The organism is Halomicronema sp. CCY15110, from assembly GCF_016888165.1.
Lineage (GTDB): Bacteria > Cyanobacteriota > Cyanobacteriia > Phormidesmidales > Phormidesmidaceae > Halomicronema.
The window spans coordinates 41,254-66,990 of sequence record NZ_JACSWC010000425.1; the positions used below are offsets into that span (position 1 = coordinate 41,254).

Annotated in this window: 18 protein-coding genes; 11 read left to right on the forward strand and 7 right to left on the reverse strand. The window is 52.4% G+C overall.

Annotated elements, in window-relative coordinates:
* Positions 1 to 106 precede the first annotated feature (106 nt).
* Both JUK32_RS23540 and JUK32_RS23545 read right to left on the reverse strand, forming a co-directional pair.
* On the reverse strand, positions 107 to 1,045 hold the full coding sequence (locus tag JUK32_RS23540) for a ParB/RepB/Spo0J family partition protein (RefSeq protein ID WP_204141313.1): 939 nt from the start codon (positions 1,043 to 1,045) through the stop codon (positions 107 to 109).
* Complete coding sequence (locus JUK32_RS23545; RefSeq protein WP_204141314.1) at positions 1,038 to 1,799, reverse strand: ParA family protein; 762 nt, start codon at positions 1,797 to 1,799, stop codon at positions 1,038 to 1,040. Before JUK32_RS23545 ends, JUK32_RS23540 begins: the two co-directional genes overlap by 8 nt.
* 283 nt (positions 1,800 to 2,082) lie before the next feature.
* On the opposite strand from JUK32_RS23545, the gene JUK32_RS23550 reads away from it, so the two are divergent.
* From JUK32_RS23550 to JUK32_RS23595, 10 genes are all read left to right on the forward strand, one after another.
* A complete protein-coding gene (locus tag JUK32_RS23550; protein WP_204141315.1) occupies positions 2,083 to 3,663 on the forward strand; it encodes a hypothetical protein in 1,581 nt (526 codons plus the stop codon).
* Positions 3,664 to 3,674: 11 nt separating this feature from the next.
* Complete coding sequence (locus JUK32_RS23555; RefSeq protein WP_204141316.1) at positions 3,675 to 4,757, forward strand: DNA sulfur modification protein DndB; 1,083 nt, start codon at positions 3,675 to 3,677, stop codon at positions 4,755 to 4,757.
* An 87-nt stretch (positions 4,758 to 4,844) separates the two neighbouring features.
* The gene (locus tag JUK32_RS23560; RefSeq protein WP_204141317.1) at positions 4,845 to 5,051 is read left to right on the forward strand and encodes a hypothetical protein; all 207 of its coding nucleotides are present in this window, start codon (positions 4,845 to 4,847) and stop codon (positions 5,049 to 5,051) included.
* A gap of 273 nt (positions 5,052 to 5,324) precedes the next feature.
* Entirely contained in the window at positions 5,325 to 6,425 is a 1,101-nt protein-coding gene (locus JUK32_RS23565; RefSeq protein WP_204141318.1) for a hypothetical protein, read from the forward strand.
* Positions 6,426 to 6,531: 106 nt separating this feature from the next.
* Positions 6,532 to 7,227, forward strand: a complete 696-nt coding sequence (locus tag JUK32_RS23570) for a hypothetical protein (RefSeq protein ID WP_204141319.1) — start codon at positions 6,532 to 6,534, stop codon at positions 7,225 to 7,227.
* Between the two features lie 104 nt (positions 7,228 to 7,331).
* Positions 7,332 to 8,525, forward strand: a complete 1,194-nt coding sequence (locus tag JUK32_RS23575; protein ID WP_204141320.1) for an AAA family ATPase — start codon at positions 7,332 to 7,334, stop codon at positions 8,523 to 8,525.
* Positions 8,526 to 8,535: 10 nt separating this feature from the next.
* Positions 8,536 to 10,119, forward strand: coding sequence for a VWA domain-containing protein (locus JUK32_RS23580; protein WP_204141321.1), 1,584 nt, complete (start codon positions 8,536 to 8,538; stop codon positions 10,117 to 10,119).
* A 63-nt stretch (positions 10,120 to 10,182) separates the two neighbouring features.
* Entirely contained in the window at positions 10,183 to 10,980 is a 798-nt protein-coding gene (locus JUK32_RS23585) for a WGR domain-containing protein (protein ID WP_204141322.1), read from the forward strand.
* Between the two features lie 191 nt (positions 10,981 to 11,171).
* On the forward strand, positions 11,172 to 14,918 hold the full coding sequence (locus tag JUK32_RS23590) for an NB-ARC domain-containing protein (protein ID WP_309224615.1): 3,747 nt from the start codon (positions 11,172 to 11,174) through the stop codon (positions 14,916 to 14,918).
* Positions 14,919 to 14,938: 20 nt separating this feature from the next.
* On the forward strand, positions 14,939 to 15,124 hold the full coding sequence (locus JUK32_RS23595; protein WP_204141324.1) for a hypothetical protein: 186 nt from the start codon (positions 14,939 to 14,941) through the stop codon (positions 15,122 to 15,124).
* A gap of 18 nt (positions 15,125 to 15,142) precedes the next feature.
* Here the strand turns inward: JUK32_RS23595 and JUK32_RS23600 are convergent, their stop codons facing one another.
* Positions 15,143 to 16,036 (reverse strand): phosphotransferase, encoded by an 894-nt coding sequence (locus tag JUK32_RS23600; protein WP_204141325.1) that lies wholly within the window; start codon positions 16,034 to 16,036, stop codon positions 15,143 to 15,145.
* A 31-nt stretch (positions 16,037 to 16,067) separates the two neighbouring features.
* On the reverse strand, positions 16,068 to 17,111 hold the full coding sequence (locus tag JUK32_RS23605; protein WP_204141326.1) for a GNAT family N-acetyltransferase: 1,044 nt from the start codon (positions 17,109 to 17,111) through the stop codon (positions 16,068 to 16,070).
* Between the two features lie 161 nt (positions 17,112 to 17,272).
* On the opposite strand from JUK32_RS23605, the gene JUK32_RS23610 reads away from it, so the two are divergent.
* On the forward strand, positions 17,273 to 17,776 hold the full coding sequence (locus tag JUK32_RS23610) for a GNAT family N-acetyltransferase (RefSeq protein ID WP_204141327.1): 504 nt from the start codon (positions 17,273 to 17,275) through the stop codon (positions 17,774 to 17,776).
* Here JUK32_RS23610 and JUK32_RS23615 read toward each other — a convergent pair.
* The 3 genes from JUK32_RS23615 to JUK32_RS23625 form a co-directional block, all read right to left on the reverse strand.
* Complete coding sequence (locus JUK32_RS23615; RefSeq protein WP_204141328.1) at positions 17,764 to 18,582, reverse strand: GNAT family N-acetyltransferase; 819 nt, start codon at positions 18,580 to 18,582, stop codon at positions 17,764 to 17,766. The two genes, JUK32_RS23610 and JUK32_RS23615, sit on opposite strands and share 13 nt — an antisense overlap.
* A gap of 93 nt (positions 18,583 to 18,675) precedes the next feature.
* On the reverse strand, positions 18,676 to 23,430 hold the full coding sequence (locus JUK32_RS23620; RefSeq protein WP_204141329.1) for a caspase family protein: 4,755 nt from the start codon (positions 23,428 to 23,430) through the stop codon (positions 18,676 to 18,678).
* Positions 23,431 to 23,798: 368 nt separating this feature from the next.
* Positions 23,799 to 25,733, reverse strand: a complete 1,935-nt coding sequence (locus tag JUK32_RS23625; RefSeq protein WP_204141330.1) for an LGFP repeat-containing protein — start codon at positions 25,731 to 25,733, stop codon at positions 23,799 to 23,801.
* Positions 25,734 to 25,737 lie beyond the last annotated feature (4 nt).

The following is a 25,737-nucleotide window of genomic DNA, read 5'->3' on the forward strand; positions in this document are numbered from 1 at the left end:
TTTTGCTATTCCACCCCTTATTTTATTCCCTAACACTTTTTGGTGAGATCGCCATTATGCGCCTGTCTGCCGTCAGTCCTGGTAGCATCGGCTATCTATCCCCTGCTCAATCTTCGAGGAGTGCTTCTATTTGCTGGAGTAATTTCTCGATACGCTTTTGCTTCCCAGGGCTACTAATTTGCTTACGCTTGTACTTGCGTGAAAGATCTGACAATCGAATACTGATTGATGGAGTTTCAACGTCGGTAGTGCCTTGCCTACTTGCTTTCACCTCTTTTTTGATTTCAGAAATCGGCAGTGATTCCAAAATCGCTCGCTCTAATAACTCCTGCTGCAGCTTGTCGTCTTTCAGCTTTGCGATTTCTCTAGCCTTCGTGTACTCTAGTGCGCCTTGTCTAAGCGCCTCAAGGATTCTGTCCGGCAGCGTTAGTAGAGGTAGTCGGGACGTTCTGAAGCTTTCAGGGGTAATGGCGATCGTTGACGACAACACTGCTTCAATGACTTCCATCTGTCGGGAAACGTTTTCCGACAGGACTGTATTTTTTTTGCTTGCTGTTGCTGCCTGGGTCAAAATTTCATGGATTTCAGAAACACTGCAACACAATTCTTCAGTCAGTAAAGTTAAAACACCCTCTGTTTCCTCCAGCGGGTTCAAGTTCTCTCGCTTGAGGTTTTCAATAAGAGCAATCTTAAAAGCTTGCTTTTCCGACAATCTTTTGATGACAACTGGTACAAATTCATGATTAAGTGCTTCAGCGGCTCGTAAGCGGCGATCTCCTGCTACCAATTCATAAAGGCCATCTTCGCTGTCATCATCAAGTGGACGAACCAAAATTGGTTCTAGAATGCCTCCATCATCTTTGATTGATTGAATCAACTCTTCGAGTTTGTTCGGGTCAAAGTATTTGCGAGGTTGTTTTTTGGGCCGACGGATTTTTTGGATTGGAAGTGAACATCCTGATTCCGAAGTGTGTGGTTGCTGTGCAGTGCTCAAGAAGGCCGAGACGCCTCGCATTTGTGGAACTGTGGAGCGTTTTCTAGTCATCTAAATCCTCTACCAAGCTTTTGGCGATATCGTCTAAAACTTTAGTTGCTGCATGTTTACGACTAAAAAGCGCTAACGGCAAATGCTCCATAGACGCATCCGCAAATGCCGTAGCTCTTGGAACAGGCGGATGAATCATTCCAACCTGTGATAACTGCGATTGAATAGCCGACAAAATATCTTTATCTTGAGCATTGTTTGCAGCATAAATTGTAGGGACAATGCCTGCAATCCTCAGGTCCGGACGAACGTTACTTTTCACCTGCTGAATTGTGTCTAGAAGCAATTCAGTTCCTTTATAGCTCTTATACTGAGTTTGAACAGGAATAAGAACGTGGGTGGCAGCAACTAGACTAAGTACGCTCAAAACCCCCAAGCTAGGGGGGGCATCTATCAAAATGAAATCGTATTCGGCCTTAACAGACTCTAAGGCTTTACTGAGCCTCCACTCACGAGACATCATTGATGACAACTGAATTTCAGCAGCACTAAGCATGATGTTAGATGGAGCCAAATCCATTCCATGAATGTCTCTGTGTATTGGAATTGGCTCATCTTTAAGGATAGCGTTAGCTATAGTCTGTTCCAGATCAGCCGGTTCTAGCCCCATGAAGGCAGTGAGGCTAGCCTGCGGATCGAGGTCAACCAATAGCACAGACTGTTTGCGCTGCTTTAAGTGGTATCCAATATTCATTGTCAAGGAGGTCTTCATGACGCCTCCTGACTGATTGAAGACAGCAATAATTTTGGTCACACCTGAAGCTCCGTTAGGGTGGTTTGTGGTTCGTAGTCGATCAGGCAAGTAGGCACTATTTTGCTTTAAATGATCAAGTTTTTCAATTGCTCCTAGCCAGAGACGAGTCGCATTCAGCCTGCCGTCTTATCTATCGGGAAACGTTTCCCGATAAGACAAAACTAGGATGCGCGTGAATTTATGGTTGTCTACAAAATTCGGCAAGTCCGTTAGCCTGGGCTTCCCCTGCTCTCTTATTTTGCTATCGCATCGCATCTCTAGAATTATCTGGAGATGCATTTTTATGTCCATTCACATTGCTCCGCCTGCCCTCAATCTGGAAGCTGTGCGAGAGATTGAGGTGGATGTCGCACTTGCCGCAGGCAACGATCGCCAAGAGCCATTGTATCTGTGGGACGACAATTTACAAAAGCTCAAACAAATCACAGATGTCGATCTGAGGTTGCTCTGCTTCCCTGGCTGGCAACCTGACAAAGCTTCCCTAGTCAAAAGCGGTCAACCCGTCATCCTCAGCTACGGCCTGGGCGCGGACTCAACCGCACTGCTGCTCAAATACCTGAGCGAAACGGACGAAGAAAGGGGCTTTCCGCTCGAAAACCTGATCGTCATCACGTCTTTGGTCGGTCGGGAGTGGGATGAAACTATTGATAAAGTGCAGCGGTTTATCCTGCCCCTACTACGGCAGCACAACATCCTGACCATTCAATGTGGTCGCATGTCTGACTATTCAGCCGAGGGTTGGATTATCTATGAATGCAGCCGTCAGCCTCAGCGCATCTATCAGGGTGTGGCTCAACGCCTCGGCTGGACATTGGATCGCCACCTGCTGCGAAACGGCATTGTGCCGCAACGCCGCAAGGGTGCCCGCACCTGCACGTTGCGCTTTAAGGGCGAGGTGATTGACGCGATCGTGCGCCATCTGTTTGCCGTCTCCCCAATGGCAACCTACAAGCGCGAGATTGGCTACAACGCCGATGAAGTGGGACGGGCGAACCGGAGTGAAGGCTATGGCTCTGATGGCATCGAACCCACTTATCACGTTGGCTACAACGCCGATGAGACCCACCGGGCCAAGAGCGATCGCTCAATGGGTAATCAGGGCTATGCCTACGAGATTGGCTACAACGCCGATGAGGAGAGCCGCATCAGTGCGGAGGTTTCCACCTGGCGCAAGCAGGTCTTTAGCTTCCCGCTGATTACCAAGTACGGCATGGATCGGGCGGCAGTCGATGAGTTCAACATCGTCACCATCGTGGCGCTTTATGGCGTGAGCCGGGATGAGGCGCGGATTCGCAAAAGCAGTTGTACGGATTGCCCATTCAGTTGCTCCAGTGGCGGTCGCTCACTGCTGCTGAAATCCTATTGGAGCCAGCCAGAGGAGGGGGCCAATGCTGCTTTCATCGAGCAGAATGCCTTGGCGCTCAATCCTACCCAGTTCCTCTACTCCAGCAAATTCACGGTCTTAGAGCTGCTGGAGCAGGACGGCAATACGGCGGCGTTGCAGGCGTACCAAGACCTGATGACAAGCATTGAAGACTGGGCCGTTTATGCGGTGCGCCGCATCTGGAAGCCAAAAGGATTGATCCGCCAAACCGATCGCGTCTTTGAAGGTACTCGCCAAGAATGCCAACGCCTGCTGGAACGCATTGGTGAAGCAACTGGGATTGCTCCTGTCTTGCTGTCTCTGTCCTGGCGCGTGGTCACGATTGAGCGCACGAAGGAAATCCGCCCCAGCGTGGAAGAAACGTTCATTGTGACGCCCAACTATCCCGTAGAAAAGCAGGGCCGCATCACGAAGGAAGCCTTTGCTCTGAAGTGGAAAGGTTTAACCGGAAAGCGACCCACTACCCCTATCACTAACTAAAGGAGAACCCCATGACTCAGACTACTGCCGATAAATACCCTGATCATCTATTCCCCATCATCGACCCGGACGCTGAATATCAGTTCTCCGTGGTCGAGGGGCAGCAAAGCGGTCGCCCTTATTGGATGCTCAATCTGACCGTTCAGGACATTAAGCGCATGTTTGCCGAGTTCCTCGACCGGGCCGAGCATGACCCCAGATCGCTGGCCCAACGCTCACTCAATCCGAGTCGAGCACGAAAGCTCAAGAAATACATCTTGGGTGAGGTGCTGCCGGATGAGGGCTTTTACATCCTGCCGCCGCTAGTGCTCTCGGTGGACTGCGAGGAATATGACTTTGATGAAGTCTGCCAGGGCGCAGGGCGTTTAACCCTGCCTTCTGACTCTCGGTTTTGGCTGGGAGACGGGCAGCACCGCGCCGCCGGATTCCTGCAAGCCTACCTCGAAGCTCCGGCGATGCTTAACGATGAAACCGTGGGCGTGATGCTGTTGCCCGATACAGGCAACCAGATTCGCCATAAGGTGTTCCTCGACATCAACGCCAATGCTTCTAAGCCGAGCAAATCAATCGCGACTCTATTTGACGAGCGCGATCGCTTGGCTGATGTAACGCGAAACCTGCTGGTCCTGCCGTGGGTGGAGCGGTACACCAACTTGGAACGCACCACGCTCCCCAAGCGCAGCGGTGATCTATTCACCCTGAATGGCTGGCGGGATGCGAACCGGGAGCTGCTGGCGAACGTGCCAGAGGACGATTGGGATAGCGTTGCGGCTGGCTACTGGAAGGCGATCGCTGAGACCATCCCTCAGTGGCGCGACCTGCTGGCGGCGGTGGAGCAAGAGCAATCTGTAAATGCTCCCCCCCTCCGGCAGGACTACATCTGTTTCCACTCGATTACGCTATCAGCTCTGGGCCTACTGGGTCAGCAGCTCATCGGCGAGTCCGGTCAGGCTCCCGACCTATCGGGGCTGGCAGCCGTGGACTGGAGCCGCAGCAATCCCGATTGGGAAGGGCTGTTCTTATTCGAGGGCAAGATTATCAAAAACAAGCGGTCAGCGACTCACTTTGCTGACTACTTGCAGACGTTTGTATAGCCCGCTATTGCGTAGCCGTTTTGAAGTTTATTCAGAACGGCTATGTATTTATATCAATCCCCTCCCAAACAATCATCCGAGCGCATCATGCCCGGACGAGACGAGCTGCGATCGCTGCACGAGCAACTGGAAGCGATCGCCACTGTAATAGAGTTGTCCCCGACCGCTCAGCAAATGTTGAGCGACCCGCAGACCGATTTTCAATGTCGAATGCGGCGCGACCTGATGCGCCTGAGAACGGCACGGCTCGAACTTGCTCATGCTAACGAGATCGTCAAAAGCCTGTTGCGCTAACGCTCTGAGGCAATAGACCGAAGGGCCAGGGATGACCACTGCCACTGCTCAGTTCTCCCCATCAGGTCAAAGTGCCTCGTGCCGCCTGAAGCGTTGACGGTCGCCCATCCGGGCGCAGTGCTACCACTGCCAATCACGTCGAAGCGACTACCTGCCATCAAAACCAAAGCTGCCTCTCTGCATCTTCAGGGATGCAGACTTTTTTCGGATCCGAGACGAGGCACCGATTCGGCTATCGCCATGCCGCCAGTGAAGTTTTTAGGAATCATGGCGATGACGAACGCAATTATGCAACTTCCCGATCGCGGGATACAGCAGGTCAATGGAGCCATTGACCACTACAACACACTGGTGCTCTTTATGCAGCACTCGTTAAGAGATGGCCTCGACTACGGCAAAATCCAGGGCTGCGGCGATAAACCGATTCTCTTTAAGCCGGGGGCCGAGAAGATTGCCACCCTGTTCGGCCTGCGGGAGTCGTTGGAGCGACTGGAAGCTATTAAGGACTGGACGGGCAACGATTTCGGTGAACCCTTTTTCAATTTTGAGTACAAATGCACGTTGAAAAACCGCGAAGGCCATATCGTTGCCGAATGTGTGGGTTCCTGCAACTCCTGGGAGGAAAAATATCGTTACCGCACCGCTCAGCGGGTTTGTCCTCAGTGTGGCGCGGCGGCGATCAAGCGCAGCCAGTATGAGGACCGACAAACGGGCGACAAAGGGTGGTACTGCCACAGCAAGAGCGGTGGTTGCAATGCCAAGTTCCGCAGCGATGATCCTCAAATCACCTCACAGCAACAGGGTAAAGTGCCCAATGAGCGCATCTTCGATCAGGTGAATACCATCGACAAGATGAGCCAGAAACGGGCATTCGTCGGATCGGTGATTCTAGCGGCAAATGCTTCTAATTTCTTCGCTGTCGAACACTCTGAAATCCAGACGATCGATGCTGACTGGGAACCCCAGGAAGACATCGGTAATGCAGCTCATCTGGAGCGAGTGCCTGGCGGCGGCGAAGCGGCCCGTGACCAGGGCCAGCTCAATCGCGATCGCATTCAACTAATCATCGGACGCACTGAGCATACCCTGGCGCAGGTGAAGCAGATGGCAGACGGCAAGACCGCTGACCAGCTCAACGATGAGGAGATGCAGAGCTTGATCGATCAACTGCTGATTGATTGGGGCCGTAAGCGTCACCACGTCTCCGTTCAGATTGCTCGAAACCTGCTTGACGAGATCAGGAGTGAGCAACCGCGCATCACGGACAACAACCTGATCCTTCGCTTCGCCCAGCGGTGCAGTGAAGCCCTATCAGAGCAAGTCCCGACCCAGCGCAAAGCCGCCACGACTGTTGGCGGGGTCAGTATCGACTAGCGACCTCAAACGGCAAAAGCGAAACGGCATCTCTGGACTGTCAGGGGTGTCGTTTTCCTATGCGCTTGGGCGCAGGAACCATGAAATTTATTTTGCATTTAAGACTATGAACCCTAACGCAACCACTCAGACTCCCCTCGCTGATCTCATCCAAGTTGGCGAAATCCTGTACGCCAGCGGATTATTCAGTGACCTCGAAAACAAGGAACAGGCGATCGCGCGAATCTTGCGCGGCCAGGAGCTAGGCATCCCGCCCGTAGCTGCACTCACTGATGAGAGCACAGTCCTGCCGCCAAAGCCCTCCAATGCTCAGCAAATCTCCAACCTGCTCAATGAGCTGGGAGTGACGAGCATCAAGGATCGGCGGGCCGTCGCTGTGAACCATTTGGGCGGACGCAAAGCCGCAGACCTCTCTACAGACGAGCTAGACGACGTTCTAGCCGCGATTCGTGAGACCTACGATGATCCACAAGTGGTCGATGATGTTCACGAAGAAGCCGATGAGGTTGAGGCAGTCGAAACCGTTGAAATCGCTGTCGTTGAAGACGATGACGATGACGACGATGGAGATGATGAGCCTATCGAGCCTGGAACCACTGTCGATGACGCTAACGACGATGATGAACCGACCGATGCGAGAGCGGCTATCTCAGCAGCACTTGATGGGGCAGGCATCACCGACGTTGATGAGCGTCAGCGCCTCGTTAAGAAACAACTTATGGCGATTCGACGCCGGAAAGTGGAAACACTCACGCCAGATGAATTGACGACCGTGCTCGAAGGCATCGCCGCAGCGGCATGACCTCATGCTAAATAGCTCTGAAACGACGCAGCTATCCGTGATCGGGTGGCTGTTTCTTTTTCAGGCTATCGCCGCGCAGGGCTGACCTATATGGGCAAACGACTATGCCTAGAACCAAGTCTAAAAGCAAAACAGCCTGCACCCCTCGCGACAAGCTGTTGCGGCTGGAGCAGGAATTAAACCAAATGTTTCTTGAGAGGGCAGACCTGATCCGCATCATTCTGCTCTCACTGCTAACCCGCCAACACACGCTGATCTTTGGCAAACCGGGCGCGGCTAAAAGCAGTCTGGTGCGGGCCATTGCATCCGCTATCTCTGGCGGGTGCTTCCAGGTACAGCTCGGCAAAGACACCACCACGGATCAGCTCTTTGGGCCGATTAAGGTGTCGGAGCTACCCCATGACCGCTTATGTCGGGCCTTCGAGAACTTCATGCCGGGTAAGCCGTTGGCCTTCCTGGATGAAATCGACAAGGCCAACAGCGTGATCCTCAACGCCCTCTACACGGCGATGGAGGAACGGCTATTCCTCAACGATGGCGAGATGTGCGAAATGCCGCTGATCAGTCTATTTGGTGCGGCTAACAGTATCTCGCAGCTTCAGACCGAAGCCCTGGCACCGCTGCTAGACCGCTTCCTGTTCCGCATCGAAGTGGACTGGATGCAGTCAGACTCCAATTTTCTGGAGTTTGTCCGGCGTCGGGCAACAGGCGAGAGTCCGTTTATCACCACGGTTCTGAGCATCACTGAGCTTCAGCAGATGCAGGCAGCGGTGCGAACCATCGAGTTCTCGGTCGAAGCCCAGGAGGCGATCGCTCGCCTGCGCAAGGAGCTAGCTGCTGAGGATGTTCATGCCTCGGATCGGCGGTGGGGCAACTGCATCGACCTGCTGCAAGCCACTGCCTACCTCAACGGCAACAGCGAAGTCACTGGCGCTGATTTCGCCGTCCTCAAGCATGTGCTGTGGACGGACACCCAACAAATTTCGGTGATTGACCGGAAGCTGAGAGCGTTGCAGAAGCTCAAACCATCGAAAGGGAAAGGGCGATCTCAACTCAGCAAGAACCTTGATCCGGTACTAGATAACGCCATCGCAGCGATGCGAGACTTCGACGCTGATACAGCGGTCGGCAAGGTCGCGATCGCCCTGACTAACCTACAAGGACTCAAGCAGGGTCTAGGTCAGATGCCGCAGACCCAGGAAATCAAGGATGCGCTGACGGTGATTGACCAAAAGATCACCCAGCTCGAAACGCATCGCCAACAAATCACTGATCGCAACTTCCAAGCCGTTATCTAAAGGAGAACCCATGACGTTTGCAATCCAACAAATCAATCCCAACTGGTCATCGCAAGTGACCACGCTTTGCTATACCGTGTCCCAGTGGGATCGGGATACTTGGCAGGACTACTTACGCTCCTTTCCCGATGTTGCCGCCACAATCCAGGCTGGCGAGCAACGGATGAAGGGCTGGGGGCTGTTCGCTGAGGAGGTCTTTCACCGCCTCTACACGGCCCCTCAACCGATTCCCCATGACCAGCTCCGACCCGAAGTGCTGTGGGCGCATGTGCTCCACCAGCTCATCGATGAGTCGGTGGACATTGGTGAACTGCAAATTGCCTGCCGGAACAACAAACTGGCAGCGGGGGAAGCGACTCATCGACTCTGTGAGTGGGCCATTGGGGAATTACCCCACCCCCCCCGCAGCTTCAACCCACAAAAGGCTGAAGACCTGGAGGCCGAATTCGTGCGCCTCCAAGCCGAACTCACGGCGCGGGAGGAAGCTCACAAGAAGCTGAGTCTGGAGCGACAGGCCGAGACCGACCCGCAACGGTTGGCAACTTTACAGCAGCAGGTGGACCAACTGGGCACTGACATTGCTGGGCTGAAGAAAGACCTTCAGAAGCTCAAGGTCAAAATGGGCCGAGTCGATCAAGCGGCCCAAGCCTACGCCGAGAAGATTGGCGCAGCAATGGCCGAGGACATCGCCAATGCGGTGTATCAAGCCCTCAACGGGGTATATGAGCAGCGCATGGCCCTGATTGGCTTCGGCTGGGGGGATGGCTTGGGCACCCTCAAGTGCCCCGGCACTGCTCAGCAGAAGGAGCGCGTCGCCCAACGTCTGATCAGTGATCAGCGGTTCCGGCAAATCGCTGAAGCTGCCGGTCGCTTCCAGGCGATCGCCGCTCTCCGGCAAGGGGCAAAGCGCTCTAAGCAAATACCCGACCAGATTGCCGATACCAGCATGGGCAACAATCTCGCCAAACTAGCTCCCTCGGAGTTGGTGCGAGTCGCCCTCGACGCGGTGCGGACGCAGTTCTTCAAAGACTTCGCTGAGGAGTCTTTGATTCAGCAGGAGTTCGATGGCAGCAGCGATGAGGGGCAACAAGGCCCCGTCGTGATCTGCCTCGATAAGTCGGGTTCGATGGATGGGCCAAACGAGGTGGAATCGACAGGTCTGATGCTGGCCCTAGTCGGCATTGCTCAGAGCCAGAACCGCAAGGCACGGGTGATTCTGTATGACTCGCGGGTGCGCTATGTCAAGGACATTGACCCGTTGACGGCATCCCCAGCCGAGCGCCTTGATCTGGCTGATCGGCAATACGGCGGCGGTACCAACTTTATGGAACCGCTTTCTGAAGCCCTCGATGCCTTGGAGAAGCACGCTGACCTCAAAGAAGCCGACGTGGTGTTTATCACGGACGGCGAGGCCGATGTGACCGAAGGCTTCTCGAAGAGATGGCGGGAAGCACAGCAACGACTGAACTTCAAGGTTTACACGCTACTGGTCGGCAGCTACGTGAATACGAGTGTCCTGGAACGCTTCAGCGACCTGACCATTCACGTTCGCGACCTGAGCGACCCCCAAGTTCACCAGGTGTTTGACATCTGAATCTGACCCGATTGGGAGTGTGGCCCTGCTGCACTCCCAATTTTTCGCATGAGGAAATTCACCATGACCGATTTATTGATATTAATGAGCAACATTCTTGATGCCTCATCCAGCATTGGAGACATCTTGAACGACTACAAGAAGAACGGCTTTGAAATTGCCGTGCTGGAGCATCAGGGCTATTTTGATGCCGAGGTGATGCTGTCCCGCTGCATTCGGACAATGGCGATCGCACCAGTAAGTCATTTTGCAGTCTGCGCCAATGGCGTCGGATGCTACGGCTACTTGCTGAGCGAATCGGCAGCGGGGGGATTCCCAACACTCCGCAAGCTGCAATCAACGCAGTTAACCGAGAGCGTGCCTCCCGATAGCGGCTACTGGGAGGAGGTAGATGTGCAAGGCTTTTACAAACCCAGTGCGGGTCTGACCGAGGTATTGATGCAGACCATTACACCAACGCGCATCCTGGCCGTTTGTGATAGCGAATTTGACCAGAAGACGATCAATAACATCAGCTTCAATAACCGCAGCCAGATTTATATTCAGGCCAGCAGTGATTGGCTGAAAGGCAATATGATGCAGCCCTGGCAATCTTCAGGCTTCACGCAGGCCAATCCTCCCTTGTCTGTACGCAGTCCCTCGTCTATGCGCCGTTTCGAGTACATTGATCCAGCCCAAAACTCATTTAAGTATTGGCAAATCGCCATGCATCCCGATGGTTTAGGATTCCAAACACGATATGGGCGGATGGGCACGACTGGAGCGGTAAAAGACAAGGCCTTCCTTACGACAACAGCGGCCCAGACCGCATATCAAGATCTCATTCGGCAGAAGCTTCGCAAGGGCTACATCGAAACCTAGCTTTGCTACGTCGATGTAACCTCCTAGCCAACGCTTCCCATTGTGGAAGCTTTTTTTCACGGGTATGCGGGTCTGAGTGACTCTCTCTTGCAAGATTTTAATATGAAGAGTATCTTGCCCTTAAATTGGCAGATGGTGAGTCTTTCAAAACCACTCTTCGCTTTTTTCACGAGTAGGAGTGCCGTTAATCCGTGGCTAGACCTAATTACGGCCCGCGGGCACATCAAAGAACCAGAGCATTGTTGCAAGCAATTTTGAGCTATGCCAACGATGAGATTGAAGGGTGCGATCGCCTCGGCTCCCAAATCGAAAGTCACTGGCAAAGCGAGAAGCGGCTGATCGTCAGGACCAAGGTGCGATATCTGGAAGAGTTGAACCGATTATCCCCGACGCTACCACCTCTGCAAAGTAACCATATTAAGGAAGGGCTGAAGCGCTTTGCTGATCACGTTGGCATCTTAGAAGATCTACGAACGGCTACGCAGGGATCAGAAGTTTGGCACTTTGCGCTTAATCTTTGGTCGCCCCGGTTTGATATTGACGGTAACCTGCGGCAGTTTGATGCGGTTTGGGAAGCCAACCGTCCTGCGAAGTCGAAAGATGTAGCCGGAAGTGTGGTGTCCCCGTCGCCTCAGGCAGAGCCTCCACCAAAGCCTTCTCCGAAACTGCCGGTTCCATCCAAACATGTCATCGATAGCTGGGGAGAAGCACCTGATGTCTCAGCCTTTTATGGCCGCCAAGCAGAATTGGCAACGCTACAAACCTGGATAATCTCCGATCAGTGTCGCTTGATTACGCTGCTGGGGATGGGCGGCATCGGCAAAACCGCTTTGTCGGTCAAACTGGCGCAGCAACTGGCCCCTCAGTTTGAGGGGGTGATCTGGCGATCGCTGCGCAATGCGCCTCCCATTCAGCACCTTTTAGACGATTTGCTGCTGACCCTATCGCAACAACAACGCTCAGAGGTGCCCGTCACCATTGATGGCAGCATCACAGCCCTACTGCAAGACTTACAAACGCGGCGAGTTCTCTTAGTGCTGGACAATGTGGAGTCCATCTTGGAAGCAGAGCAGACCCAGGGAGCTTACCGGTCTGGCTATGAGGACTACGGCCATTTAATCAGGAGCCTGAGCGAAAGTCCTCATCACAGCTGCGTCATTTTGACCAGCCGTGAAAAGCCGATTGGCCTCAGTGCTAAAGAGGGTCCTGCTTTACCGATTCGGTCCTACCAGCTCAAAGGAGTAGAGCCGCTAACGGCTCGTCAGATTTTACAAGATCAAGGCATCATGGCTTCTGTCGGTGAACCCCTGATCGATCGCTACCAGGGTAATCCCCTGGCCATCAAGATTGCGATCGCCACCATTCGCGATCTTTTTGCGGGGGATGTGGCTGCTTTTCTCGCGGAAGATACCGTTGTCTTTGGCGATATTGCTGATCTCCTGGCGCAGCAGGTAAATCGGCTCTCGTCGCTCGAATGGCAGTTGATGCAGTGGTTAGCCATCTGCCGTGAGCCGGTATCCTTAGCTGACTTGCAGAAAAAGTTGGTGCCAACGATTGCGACTCGCGAGCTGCTCACAGCTCTGACTGCCCTACAGCGGCGATCGCTGATTGAGCAGGAGAACTCGACCCATACCTTTACCCAGCAGCCCGTCGTGATGGAATACGTCACCGAGCAAATCATTGCTCGCTGTGTTGAAGCTTTCGGGACCGATCTTTCTGCGATGGCTGAGTTTTTGAATACCCTGGCACTGATGGAAGCCAACGCGAAAGACTACATTCGCCAAACCCAGCGGCGCGTCATTATCAATCCCATCGCTCAGCAGGTAAAGTCTCGATTAGGAACAGCAGCGGCCATTCGGGAGCAGTGCGATCGCCTGCTCGCTCACCTGCATGCGAACCCCCAGCCGGGATACGCTGCTGGCAATCTGATCAACCTCATGCACGCTTGGCAGTTAGACCTGACTGGCTACGATTTTTCCCAGCTATCCGTCTGGCAGGTTTACTTGCAAGACCTTGCCCTGCCAGCTACCAACTTTAGCGGAGCCGACCTCAGCCGCTCGGTCTTTGCCCAAACCCTGGGGGGCTTTTTGGCAGTAGCCTTTCATTCCAATGGACAGCAGCTGGTGACAGCAATTAGCAACGAGTTGGTGGTTTGGGACGTTTGGCAGGGCAAGCAACTGTTTTCTGGACAGGGGCACACCGCCTGGGTTCTGTGCTTAGCCTACAACTATGACCAGACAATCATTGCCAGCGGCAGCCGAGACGAAACGATTCGCCTGTGGGATGCCGAAACCGGACAATGTCTCAAGACACTTGCTTGTCCGGGGAGCTGGATTCAGACGCTGGCCTTCAGCCCGGACGGTGAGTATCTAGTGAGTGGCGGCAGCGATGGGGAGATTCGCGTATGGCAGGTGGCCACAGCCCATTGCCAGCGGGTTTTGAGTGGACATGGCGATCGGATTCTCTCCCTCAAATTCACGGCGGATGGACGCACTTTAGTCAGCGGTAGCCAAGACGGAACCGTTGCGGTATGGGATTTTGAGAGCGGCGATCGCCACCATAGCTGGAACATTCCCCTCAACTGGTCTTTGGCGATGGATCTCAGTCCCGATGGTCAAACCCTGGTGACGGGCAGCGATGGCAAAACTGTGAAGTTTTGGAATTTGGTGACAGGAGAGTGCGTGAGAACCCTGCCTGACTATTCGAGTCGAGTCTGGTCAGTGGCCTTCAGCCCGGACGGACAACAACTGCTCACCGCCAGCGAAGATAAGAGCATTAAGCTCTGGGATGTGGCTACGGGCGAGTGTTTGAGAACGCTGCTGGGGCATACCCACAGCGTTTGGCTAGCAGTGTTTAGTGCGGATGGGCGATCGCTGGTCAGCGCCAGCAATGACCAAACGGTGAAGGCCTGGGAGGTGGAGACGGGGCGCTGTTGCCAAACGTTTACCGCCTACAGCAACTGGATACAGTCGATTGCCTTCAGCCCCGATGGTAAGACCCTCGCCAGTTGTGGGGAGGAGCAGCAGATTCGGTTATGGCAGCTTACCTCCGGTACCTGTCAGCGGCAGTTGGCTGGACACACCAACCAGATTTCCTGCGTTGTTTTCAGCCCAGCAGGCGATCGGTTAGCTAGCGGCAGCGACGATGCCACTATTCACCTGTGGAATGCTGCAACCGGGGACTGCTTGCGGGTCTTGCGAGGACACACGGGCTGGGTACAGTCGGTCGCGTTCAGTTCCCGAGAGCCCATTCTGGTCAGCGGCAGCCATGACCATACTGTACGGCTCTGGGATGTCACCTCGGGCGAATGCTTGCAAACCCTGGAAGGACACCTGCACCGGGTCAAAACCGTTGCCTTCAGTCCCGATGGCAGGTTGGTTGCCAGCGGTAGCGATGACCATTCGATGAAGATTTGGGAAATTGAGTCAGGAGTCTGTGTGCAAACCCTGGAAGGGCATATGGACTGGGTGTTGTCGGTAGCATTTCATCCAGATCAGTCGTGGGTGGCAAGCGGCAGCGGCGATCGCACCCTCAAACTCTGGGATCTAGCAACAGGCGACTGTCTCCACACCCTGACCCAGCATACCCAGCGGATTCGCTCAGTCACCTTTAGCCCCGACGGTCAGCTACTCGCGAGTGGCGGCGATGACGGTACCGTGCGCTTGTGGCACCTAACTTCGAGGAAATGCCTACAAGTTTTGGACGAGCATACCCGCCCCGTCTGGACCGTCGCCTTTAGCCCCGATGGTGAAACCCTGGCGAGTTGCAGCGAAGATGAAACCATCCGTTTCTGGAATGTCGCCACAGGAACTTGTATCAACACGTTGAGACCCCAGCGCCCCTACGAAGGCATGAACATTACCGATGTGATTGGGCTGACTTCGGCTCAGCGTCAAACATTGTTGGCTTTGGGTGCTGTGGATCAAAATAAAACTTAGACGGCACGGAGGGCTGCATCATGAGCACGCCGAAACATTCCCCAGAGTCAGGTAAAAAGAAAGGCAACCCCAACTGGACCGAGAAAGATCCTACTCCCAAACACGATGATACGCCGCAGGAAGAGAGAACTGAGCAGGGGGAGTATGGCGATCGCAATCCTAACTGGACCGAGAAGGATGTGCCCTTTCGTCGCAGTGGCTCTTGACCTGATATCGAACATTGGTCAATCCATTGCCTCTAAGGTGGCAATCACCCAACGGCACCAGTCCATATCTTGCACCAGGGTACGTCCACAGGAGTTTTCCTCGGGCGCAGTTCCCATACGGTAGGCGAGATAGCTAAAGGCGCATACTGCGTTGTAGAGATATATGCGTCTCCGCGAAAGCCTTCGGTTCAAGGCTGGTTCATACACCGTAAGGGCTGCTCCTAGCATGGCTGAAACGTCTTTGGCAAATGGCAGATAGCGAAAGTCATGATGGCGATCGCCCCAGGCTACACCGTCGTAATCAAAGATGCCGAGAACCTCAAAGGTCTGGGGATTGAAGGCAAGGTTGTGGAATCCAATGTCAGTATGGATAAGCACCCTATCATTGCTGGGGACTAGAAGAGCATCATACTGGTTCAGTAGCCTTTCGATTTGGTGAATCAAAGCTGAATCATCGACAACTTGAGGCACTTGCTGCCGAATCTGAACCGAACTGAGTGGCCATTCGAGCGTTTCTGGCAACCAACCAGCTACGTCCTGAGCTGTAATCTTCGCATGTTGTTCGACCAGGATTTGTGCGATCGCTGCTCCTGTCTGAGCCACTAGCTTTAAATCCTGGCGCAATCGATTGAAGATTGCCTGGGGATGCACCAGGCCAGGAACTTTGGTACGCACATCAAACAGACCACTGTGGCTTTCATACACAACTCGGGGGGCTGCAAAGGAACACTTTGCCTCCAATAGCCTAAGAACTTTGCGCTCGGTGCATAAACGGCGGTGGCCTTCCTCGGTCATGGCAAACCAGCTCATCCGGTTTTCTGGCAGATGCACCGCCCAGCGGCATTCACGCGCTTCCAACTGCAGCTCATCCGGTTCTATGACAAGGTCTGCCTGCCGGAGATAATCACACACAATTTCAGGGGTGAGAGCGTCTATCCACATCTCATTTATCCTCGCGAATCGTCGAGGCGTTGAGAAGTTTACGCATTTTGACGCAGTCCATGAACAGACCAGACCGGAGTTGATGCTGGCCGTACTCCACCACTTCGAATCCGTTTCGTTGATAAAAAGCCTGGGCATTCAGCGAGGAATCTAAATGGAGTTGGGCAATGCCAGCCGCGATCGCCCACTCTTCCAATGCCGCTAACAAACGACCGCCAATTCCCTGCCGCCCAAAAATAGGATGCACATACACTCCCTGAACTTCACCACGGGTGTCAATTTGGCCAAACCCGACAATCCGATCACCCACCTTGGCAACCACAAAGTACATCTCAGGGTTTTCTATCCAGCCTTTTTTAATCCCTTGAATCCGTTTGTCATCATCGGGACGACGTGACCAGGCTTCGACGACCTCTTGGGGATAAGCCGAGATCGCCCCTAACCTGACGGCTGCATAGTGAATGCCCAGAACAGCTCTAGCATCCTCTAGAGCAGGAGAACTGAGCGGGATAATTTGGGCGATGGGTTGCTCAGCAGTGCCAGCACGACTGGGAAACCACGCCATAGAAATATCATCTACAAAAGTGCCGTCTAGCAGACAAACCCGTTTATGAAAACGTCCCTCCTCGACAAAGCCATGTTTTTGATAGAGATGGATGGCCGGTTGGTTAGTTGCTCTGACGAGCAGCTCAATCTTTTGAATCCGCGAGTCTTCCGCCGCCGATTGCAATAAATCTGCCATGAGAGCATTGCCAATTCCCTGTCGGGTAAATTTTGGGTGTACGACGACAGTGAGCCGAAAGACATGAGCGATCGCCCGCAGCTCCATCGGTGCCAAGCAAGCGTGGCCAACAACCTGGTCTTGAGTTTCGGCGACAATGTATCGCCCCGCGGTCTCCAAAGCTTTAATCTTACGTTCAAAATCGGGCAGACAGAGTTCTTCCGGCGCGGACACGAGACACCCCGGTTCTAGAGCCGTTGCTTGCTCTGCGGCATGAATGGCAGGAGCATCTTCAAGAGTAGCTGGGCGGATAGTCAGTTTCATGGCTCAGCAGGTTAGGGCTTAAAATTCAAGGGCGATCGCTATAAATGATTCCAAAATAGATGCAAGCAAGAATTAAAGCGATCGCGGCAAAACTATGCTTAAAGAATAACGACTAAACCAACTGTATTTTTCTCAAACCTTGCTTCAGAATTTAACCCACAATGGAATTGCAGATTAAGCCCCTAGAGATCAATCACGGGAGAGAAATCCTAAATTGGCGATATTCCTATCCCTATGACATTTACAACTTTCAGGGCGATATCGAGCATGGTCTGGCGAATTTACTTGCCCCCGATAATGCTTTCTTTGCCATTTTGAATTTGCAAGGAGTTTTGGAGGGCTATTGCTCTTTTGGCGCAGATGGTCAGGTGCCTGGAGGCGATTATCGTGCAGCAGGCTTGGATATTGGCATGGGAATTCGTCCAGATCTGACCGGGAAAGGTAACGGCAAGTTTTACGCACAAGCCGTAGTTGACTATGAGATAGAACACTTCCAGTCCGAGCAATTAAGAGTAACCATTGCAGACTTTAATCAGCGGGCTCAACGAGTGTGGCGCAAAGTGGGTTTTGAGCCAGCAAAAGCGTTTTACAAAACAGGTACGGAGAACAAATTTGTGATCCTGTGCCGAATACTCGAAAGGCAATCCAGCTCCTATTCAAAATAGGCAGTGTAGCACCGCCCAATGGTTTCAAAACCCAGGGATTTATACAAGGTAATTGCAGCCGCATTATCGTCATCCACAAATAAATGAACTGCCGGTCTTTCCCGCAACATTTCACTCACGAAAAACGCCAAGAGTTGGCGGGCATATCCCTGGCGGCGATATCCGGCAAAGGTGAATGGGGCTAAGACTCGTGCATACTGAGGCGTTTGCTGTCCTCGCTTGACGACTGAAACGATGCGATCGCCCACTTCTAAAACAGCAACTCTTTTCTGCTCGATTAAAGACATCGAGTCGGCAGCCGGATTACTACTCCTTCGCTCTGCACAATAGGCTTTGCCATAGGCATCCAAGGTGGCGCAATCGTCCTGAGTGGCCCATCTACCCCGACCGTTTTGGGGTGGCTCTTGGCAAATCATCACCAGTTGATCATGTTCCCGAACCAGCGTGAATCTTTCTATCAGCAGGGGCTTTAACCAGGGTTTGACTTTCCCGGATGTAAACACTCGCCTTGGGCATCCTTGCCAGCTGATGGCTTCGAACAGTGCCTTTGTTGCCGCCTCGTCGTTGGCTTCGAGGAGCAACTCTTGGTGATTCGGTTTGAGCAGAACAATGCCTTGGAGGTGAGATTGGTGGAGGGTGATCGCCACTTGTCCTCCCTGAACTTCTGGCACAATTTGGTGCCCGATGAGATATCGCAGCACTTTTTGCAAGTCAAGGGTTTCGTAGCAGGCCTCTGCGAACCAATCAGCCGCCTGTTGGAGTTCTGCCAAGTTCAGATGGATTTTGATTTCCAGTGTTAGGCCCAAAACCTTAGTCCAACGTGGATAATGGCATTTGCTCTGCCCAAGAAGAGGCTGGCTGAACTTGTGGCGAACCCCATTTAGCAAAGCGTTGGAACACTATCGGGAGAAGGCTCTTGTAACACCCATAAAAACGGACGCAATGGGGTTTTGCCAACCCAGAGTAGTGGGCTGCGAGGAAGCGGCTAGCTCGGGCAGGTTGTTTTGGCAGAGGGCTTTATGCTCAGGTGGGGTAGCGGGGTTGGATAGGTAATTTTGCAACCAATCGCAACCTTTGTCGGTCAGGTCGTCAAGATTAAAATTCCAGAGGACAATTGGAACATCGGAGCCGCTACTAGCAAGCGTCTGGCCATCAGGCGAAAAACTGACGCTGTGGACGACGCTATGGATAAAGTCAGCATTGCTTTGCAAGGTTTGCAGCTCCCGACCTTCCTTATTCCACAGCTTCACCGTGCCATCAGAGCTGGCGCTAGCAAGGATTTGGCCACTGGGCGAAAAACTCAAATCATTGACAGCCCCCGAATGGCCTTGTAGTGCCTTTAGCTCACGACCCTCCATATCCCAGAGTTTCACGGTGCCATCGCCACTGGCAGAAGCCAGGATCTGACCATCGGGCGAAAACTTTACGCGGTAGACTGCATCAGCATGGCCCTGCAGGGTTTGCAGTGCCCGGCCTTCTCGAGTCCACAACTTTATAATGCCATCGCCACTGGCAGTGGCCAGATTCTGTCCATCGGGTGAAAAATTCGCGCTATGGACTACATCAGAATGCTGCAGGGTCTGCAGTTCCCGTCCCTGTAGATCCCATAGCTTTACAGTGCCATCGCTGCTGGCAGAGACAATGGTTTGACTGTCGGGCGAAAAACCGACGCTGTAGACATAACGGGAATGCAGAAAGTTTTTTAGTTCCTGACCGTCTTTGTCCCACAACTTTATGGTGCCATTGCTGTTGGAACCGGCAATAATCTGACCATCAGGCGAAAAACTGACACTTAACAAGGCTGCACCTGATTTCCATAGGACTCTTTGCTGACGGCTGTTTACATCCCACAGCTTCAAGATTCCCTGTCTATTGGCGGAGGCAAGAAGTTGGCCATTTGGGGAGAAACTTATGCTGAAAACGCTGCCACCATAAGGGCTGAGGGTTTTCAGTTTGCGATGGTCTTGATTCCAGAGTTTTACAGTGCCATCGCTACTGGCACTGGCAATAGTTTGGCCATCCGGTGAAAACCTGACATCTAATAAGGTTGCATCAGAATGCCAGAGGGTCTGACTTTTATGGCCACTTTTATCCCAAAGCGTAAGAGTACCATCACTACTTGCTGTGGCAATGGTCGAGCCATCGGGTGAAAAATTTACGCTATGGATAAAATATGGCCTAGGATGCTGGAGGGTTGGCAGTTCGCTCCCGTTTACATCCCATAGCTCCACCGTACTATTGCTGCTGGTAATAGCAATGGTTTGCCCATCAGGTGAAAAGCTCACACCGTGCACATCATAAAAATTAGCAGAATTTGCTGGTGAACCGCTACTGGCTTGAAAGGTTCTCAATTTGCGTCCGTCTGCATTCCACAGTGTCACGTCTCCACTGCTAAGACTGGCAATGGTTTTTCCATCGGGTGAAAACGCTACAGCGTAGACATAATTGGAATGCTGGAGAGTGCGCAGTTCTTGGCCATCTCTATCCCACAGCTTCACAGTGCCATCTCCGCTGGCAGAGGCTAGGGTCTTTCCATCGGGCGAAAAGCTGACCTCATAAACCGTACTGGCGTGATGGAGGGTGTGTAGCTCGTGCCCGTTTCTGTCCCAAAGCTTTACGGTGCTATCTTTGCTGGCGGAAGCGAGGGTCTGACCGTCAGGCGAAAAGCTGACCTCATAAACCGCGTCAGCGTGATGAAGAGTACGTAGTTCACGTCCGTTTCTATCCCATAACTTCACGGTGCCATCTTTGCTGGCGGAAGCGAGGGTCTGGCCGTCGGGCGAAAAACTGATGCTGTAGATCCAATCAGAGTGGTCCTGGTAACGGTTTTTTTCTTGAATTGAATATACGGCGTTCTGTAATATGGCTGCAGTTTGCATTACCTTATCGTCTTCAATTAGCCCTCCTTTGGCTTGGACGCTACGGGCAGTTTCGAGTCCTATCAGTAGTCCCTCTATCTGCAGGCCAGATTTAAACTGGCTCTCTGCAATTAAGCTCTGAGCCAGTACCTCACTGTTTGCCGATTTCCGCTCAGATCCTGCCTTTTCCTGCTCAGCTATCCGGGTTTGCTGTTGAGCCAATAATGTTTGTTGTTCCGCCCGTCGGGTTTGCTGCTGGGCAACTCGCGTCTGTTTTTGAGCAATCTCTGACTGTTTCTGAGCTTCGGCTTCTCCTGCCTCTGCCCGCTGCTGCTGTTCCTCTGCTTGCTGTCGCTGTTGTTCAGCTTCATCAGCGTTTCGCTTAGCTCTTGCTGCATTAGCTTCTGCTTGCTGTCGCTGTTGTTCAGCTTCATCAGCGCTTTGCTGGGCAATTCCACTTTGGCGCTGGGCTTCTGCTCGCTGAAAAAAGGCAATCCCGGTTGCACCGCTCAGAGCTAAGAACACCGTTAATAGGAAACCTGCTAAACGCATGCTGTTATTGCGTCTACGGTTTTGGCTTTGATTCACAAACTGACGTTCTAGCTGATTGAGCCAACTCTGACTTGATTTCAGGTCAGCTAAAAGCAGATCAAGTCGGGGATTGTTGTTCCATAAAAAACCCGTCGATTTCTTGCCCTCCCGGTTATCCGCCCACTCTCTAGCCGCCGGGGTGAGCAGGCGTTGCAAGCTTAAGTTTTCTTGCTCCTCATTCTTCCAGCGCTGGAGCTGATTCCATCCCTGCACCAGCGCATCATGGGCGGGCTCTACATAGGCCTCACCGCCGGGGTCTTGGCCTTTGACGATCAGACGGGCAGTGATGAGCCGTTGAATGACCACCTCCACACGGGTATTTTCTGCGTCATCGGGATACACCAACTCCGATCGCAGTACCCGCCGTCTTGCTAATTCCCCACCCTCGATCGCCACCATCCGCAGCATCACCCGTTTCATCGTGTGCTCGTAGGCCGGGTCTTGTTGCTTCAGGACTTCGTATTCTTGAGTCGCTCGCTGAGTCAGGGATCCAGCGACACCTCCCAGGGCTTCGTAGTCGGTTTGGGTGAGGGCGCGATCGCCATCCTGACGCTGCAGATATTTCAGGTACAGCTCGCTCAGGGTAAAGGACAGCAATGGCAATGCACCCGGCATTTGCACCACTTCATTAATGAGTTTATCCACCAAGCTGTAGGGTTCAAACACCATCACCCGTTCCGCTGCTGGCGCTTCGATCGCCTGCCGCAATTCATCCTGAGTCATGGGTTTGACCAGAAAGCGGCTCTGCATCCAGATATCCGTCAGCCAGGACTGAAACTGGGGCTCAAAGTCAGAGCGCAGCGTCAGTACAATACGTCCCCTATTTTTGCCCAGACGTAATGCCTTTTGGAGTAGCTGCAAAAACTGTTGCCGTTCCCGCTCACTGCGACACTGGGTCATTAGTTCCTCAAACTGATCGACCACCAGCAGCAAACGCTTGTGGGGGAAGCGATCGCCCCAAGCCATCACCCGTCGCGTCAGTTCTCGGGAATCTTGGGCCAAGTTTTCTGCCAAGTCGTCAACATTTGCTGTTTGCGCTTCCTTATCCAAACTCAGGGAGAGAATGGCCTGCGCGAGGGCTTTGAGTGGCGCATCCCCCGGACGAATGGGCGGCAAGATTTGCCAATCCGCATCGTCAGATTGACGCAACGCCGGTATCAATCCTGCTTTTACCAGACTGGACTTGCCTGTGCCCGATGGCCCTAATACCACCGTGAGGGGATGCTCCAGCACAAAGGTTTGAAGTTCTTCTATTAACTGGCCACGACCAAAGTAGAGATGGGCTTGGGCTTCGTCAAAAGATTCCAGGCCTCGATAGGGATTATTAGCGGTGCTCAGCTCTGGTGCAGGAGGTAAATTTAGCTCATGCCCCGGCACTAAAAAGATATATTCCCCTTTGTCATGCTTTCGCAGTGGCCAGAGGCCGGGGGTCTGGTATTGGTCGATCGCTTCCGTAGCTAGTTCCACCCGATCTCGTAGATAAAGATAAAGTTCGGTCGCGGTGATCACCCCATCGCCGCTCGCCAGCCCACCAGCAGCAATGGGAAAGCGATCGGCCTGTCCCCGCAGGGCATCAAACAGAGCTTCAGCAAAGGGGGAATGGTTACCTGTATGGCCATGCCCGCGATGGTCCTGCAAAATGTCGAAGGCGGTTTGATCGTAAGCCGCTGAAGTAATCACCTGCCAAGCTGGGGATCGAAGGAAGCGATCGAACCGTTCTTTATAAATCACTTCGGGATGGGCTGCGATGTCGCGCGTGCTCGACCAACGAAAGGCTCCCGAAAAGCAACAGTCCAGAATAATCAAGGAATGGCGGCAGGGTAGAGCGGTCAGTGCATCATGTAGCACTTGCATCGGCAAAAACGAGGTGTCGTCGCCCGGCTTTGCATCTTGCGGCACCAGATAGCCCGCTGGGCCATCGTCGCCATCGATCGCGACCCCATGCCCGGCAAAGTAAAACAACACGCGATCGTCAGGAGTGACGAGTTGTGGGAGGCGATCGCTCAGCCAATGCAGCAACCCCTGTTTAGTAGCAGATTCATCCAGTAGCAGATGCACATCGTAACCATGCTCGGACTTCAGAAGTTGAGCGAGGGCTTGCGCATCGTGGGTGGCAGTGCGTAACGGGGCAATGCCGTTGGCGTATTTATTGACGCCAATAGCGATCGCTAGGCTATGACTAAAGTTTGAGTTTACTTTTGACATCGTAAAAGTCTCACTTGGAGAGCCTTGGCTTAGTACTACATACTGAATTGTTTGTTTCCCGGATAAACCCAATCGATTGGAATCAAAGCAGTCCACGAATCTACGGAAGAAGTTTCAGTATTCGAGTATCAATGGCAACTTATCTTGGTGCCGAATAACAGTTGCAAAGCACATTTGATGGTATCGAAATTACTTTTTCTTAAAGACCGAAGGATATAGTTTTTTGTTATGAAATGTTATTTTAAATTGAGCTATAAAATTGAAAAAAAGCTTTCCCATCAAATTCATAGAGATGGGAAAGCTTACAATTAGTCTGACCTCATGCTTATTCCAATTATCCAACGGAACAAGTGAATCATCTAAGTTGATCAAGCTTGTTCAAATCGAAACTTCCCTTTGTACAGAGCTCCACCGTGAAATTTGTCACTCCTGAAGGTTCGTTCAAAAGTTGGGCCTTCTCCATCTGCACCAAAGGCGAAAACGTTTTCCATTTTTAGAGAAAGCATGACTGCCGGGAAAACATAATCTTGACGAAATCTCCTTAAAGCTTTCCACAGCTTACTCAGCAGATAATCTGCGATCGCTCCTAAAATCGTTGCGACGATAGTGGCCACAATTGGTCCCACCTCTGATTCGATAAATTGGCCAAGCTTCCTAATGCCCTTATCGACTTCCTCTTCGACCCAATCCTTAGCGGCCTTGAAAAACTTTTCGAGATACTTGTCGAATCTTCCCCCTCGATCAATTTCTGCGATGTTACAAATAAATCCTGCCTCCCTTGGCCAACCAGCTCCTTTAGCCAGATCAAAGGTTGTGATTACTTTTGGAGGATTGAATACCTCCCGTTCTCCATCTCTAAACTTGCCGACTCGGAAACTATTCACCAGAGTTGTCGAAGCATCAAAATCAACCTGAATACCCCCATAGTCAATCTCATCATGACCGCCAAATATGCCGCCCTCCCAGCGGGTCATTTTATGGCAGGTCATTTCTTTGAGAACAAGATTAACTTTGTCAAAGGGGCGAATAAAAGGAGCTCCAGGACCGGAGTTGAGAGTTCCTCCTTGACATCGTAAGAGCCAGCCAAATCTGTGGGTTTGTCTAGGTAAGGGTACTCGAACAGGATCTTGAATTGGGTAGCCAATGCGGCCAGATTCACCCCCTAAAGATTGCCACATCGGCAACAAATCATCGGGAATGAAGTGAGCGTTATCGTTGTCATGCAATGACCAGACCATCCAGCCACGCTGCAATTTACTGACTCGTCCCCCCTTGAATTTCCCTAGTTTCTCAAGGGTTGAATTCAATACCTGCTCATCCGAAACGGGAGCCCCACAGGGACGGCTGTCAGGTCCGCCCCACCGCAACCAAGCCTGTCGAATGGCTCCATGAATTTCGTGCGCTTCCCCTCCTTTACGAGCAATAATCGTTGTGTTGTTGACAAAGTGATTGTAAATTGCTCCTAGTTTTGAGGTTCGCGTATCCGATCTAGGAACGCTCGCGAAACTTTTGTGGGCTCCCATCTGTTGATACTTATCGTAGATTTTGCCCCAAATAGCATGGGCTCCATGTTCAGGTGTCCAATAGATTGCGCCTTTCTGATAGCGTTGCATCCTGGCGGTTCGGCCCTTGTTATCTTTGACCAATTTCTCAGTGCCTACCTTTTTGCCCAGGTTCTCTTCTCCGAGCTGGAGATATTTAGTTTGAATCGGTGTGGCATTTCCCTGCAAATCAAAAGTATTGATAGCAGCCACTCTTGCCATCGCGGCTTCATCCACTCGAATGGCCAGATCTTGTAGCACTTCTACGCTCTGCAACAAACTCATTGTCGACTCTTCAGACAAATCAAGTGATTTTATTTTTTCAGCAGAAAGCTGTCTTTGTTCAGTTTCTCGAAGACGCTGAACCTGATTGCGAATACTCTCGGAAGAACGTAAGTCAATCGCCTTTGCGTTAGAAAATTCTTCACTACGTTCAATTAGAGGGCGTTCGATCAAAGCTTTCACATATTCGGCGGCTTCCTGCTTTGCAGAGTCACTACTTTCGTCAAAGAGCTCAAGAGCAGCTTGTTCGAATAGGTCATCCGAAATTGGAAATTCAGAAGGATTCAGACGGTGAGCGATCGCTCTCTCATGGGAGAGTACTGCTGAGTCTAAGATGGCTTCAGCGAGCTCTTCAAGATCTTCAGGAAGTACTGTGGCAAAATCCTTAGGTTGTTGACCTAAAGATATTTCTTCATTCATAGCGATAATGGATTGCAGCACTTCTTCATTCAATGCAAAGTTAGAGATTTGGTTTTCCATGGGA

Bases quoted from the DNA above. Each gene is read 5' to 3' on its own strand.
- JUK32_RS23540 (WP_204141313.1), bottom strand. From the start codon at position 1,045: ATGACTAGAAAACGCTCCACAGTTCCACAAATGCGAGGCGTCTCGGCC.
- JUK32_RS23550 (WP_204141315.1), top strand. From the start codon at position 2,083: ATGTCCATTCACATTGCTCCGCCTGCCCTCAATCTGGAAGCTGTGCGA.
- JUK32_RS23555 (WP_204141316.1), top strand. From the start codon at position 3,675: ATGACTCAGACTACTGCCGATAAATACCCTGATCATCTATTCCCCATC.
- JUK32_RS23560 (WP_204141317.1), top strand. From the start codon at position 4,845: ATGCCCGGACGAGACGAGCTGCGATCGCTGCACGAGCAACTGGAAGCG.
- JUK32_RS23565 (WP_204141318.1), top strand. From the start codon at position 5,325: ATGACGAACGCAATTATGCAACTTCCCGATCGCGGGATACAGCAGGTC.
- JUK32_RS23570 (WP_204141319.1), top strand. From the start codon at position 6,532: ATGAACCCTAACGCAACCACTCAGACTCCCCTCGCTGATCTCATCCAA.
- JUK32_RS23575 (WP_204141320.1), top strand. From the start codon at position 7,332: ATGCCTAGAACCAAGTCTAAAAGCAAAACAGCCTGCACCCCTCGCGAC.
- JUK32_RS23580 (WP_204141321.1), top strand. From the start codon at position 8,536: ATGACGTTTGCAATCCAACAAATCAATCCCAACTGGTCATCGCAAGTG.
- JUK32_RS23585 (WP_204141322.1), top strand. From the start codon at position 10,183: ATGACCGATTTATTGATATTAATGAGCAACATTCTTGATGCCTCATCC.
- JUK32_RS23595 (WP_204141324.1), top strand. From the start codon at position 14,939: ATGAGCACGCCGAAACATTCCCCAGAGTCAGGTAAAAAGAAAGGCAAC.
- JUK32_RS23605 (WP_204141326.1), bottom strand. From the start codon at position 17,111: ATGAAACTGACTATCCGCCCAGCTACTCTTGAAGATGCTCCTGCCATT.
- JUK32_RS23610 (WP_204141327.1), top strand. From the start codon at position 17,273: ATGGAATTGCAGATTAAGCCCCTAGAGATCAATCACGGGAGAGAAATC.
- JUK32_RS23620 (WP_204141329.1), bottom strand. From the start codon at position 23,430: ATGTCAAAAGTAAACTCAAACTTTAGTCATAGCCTAGCGATCGCTATT.
- JUK32_RS23625 (WP_204141330.1), bottom strand. From the start codon at position 25,733: ATGGAAAACCAAATCTCTAACTTTGCATTGAATGAAGAAGTGCTGCAA.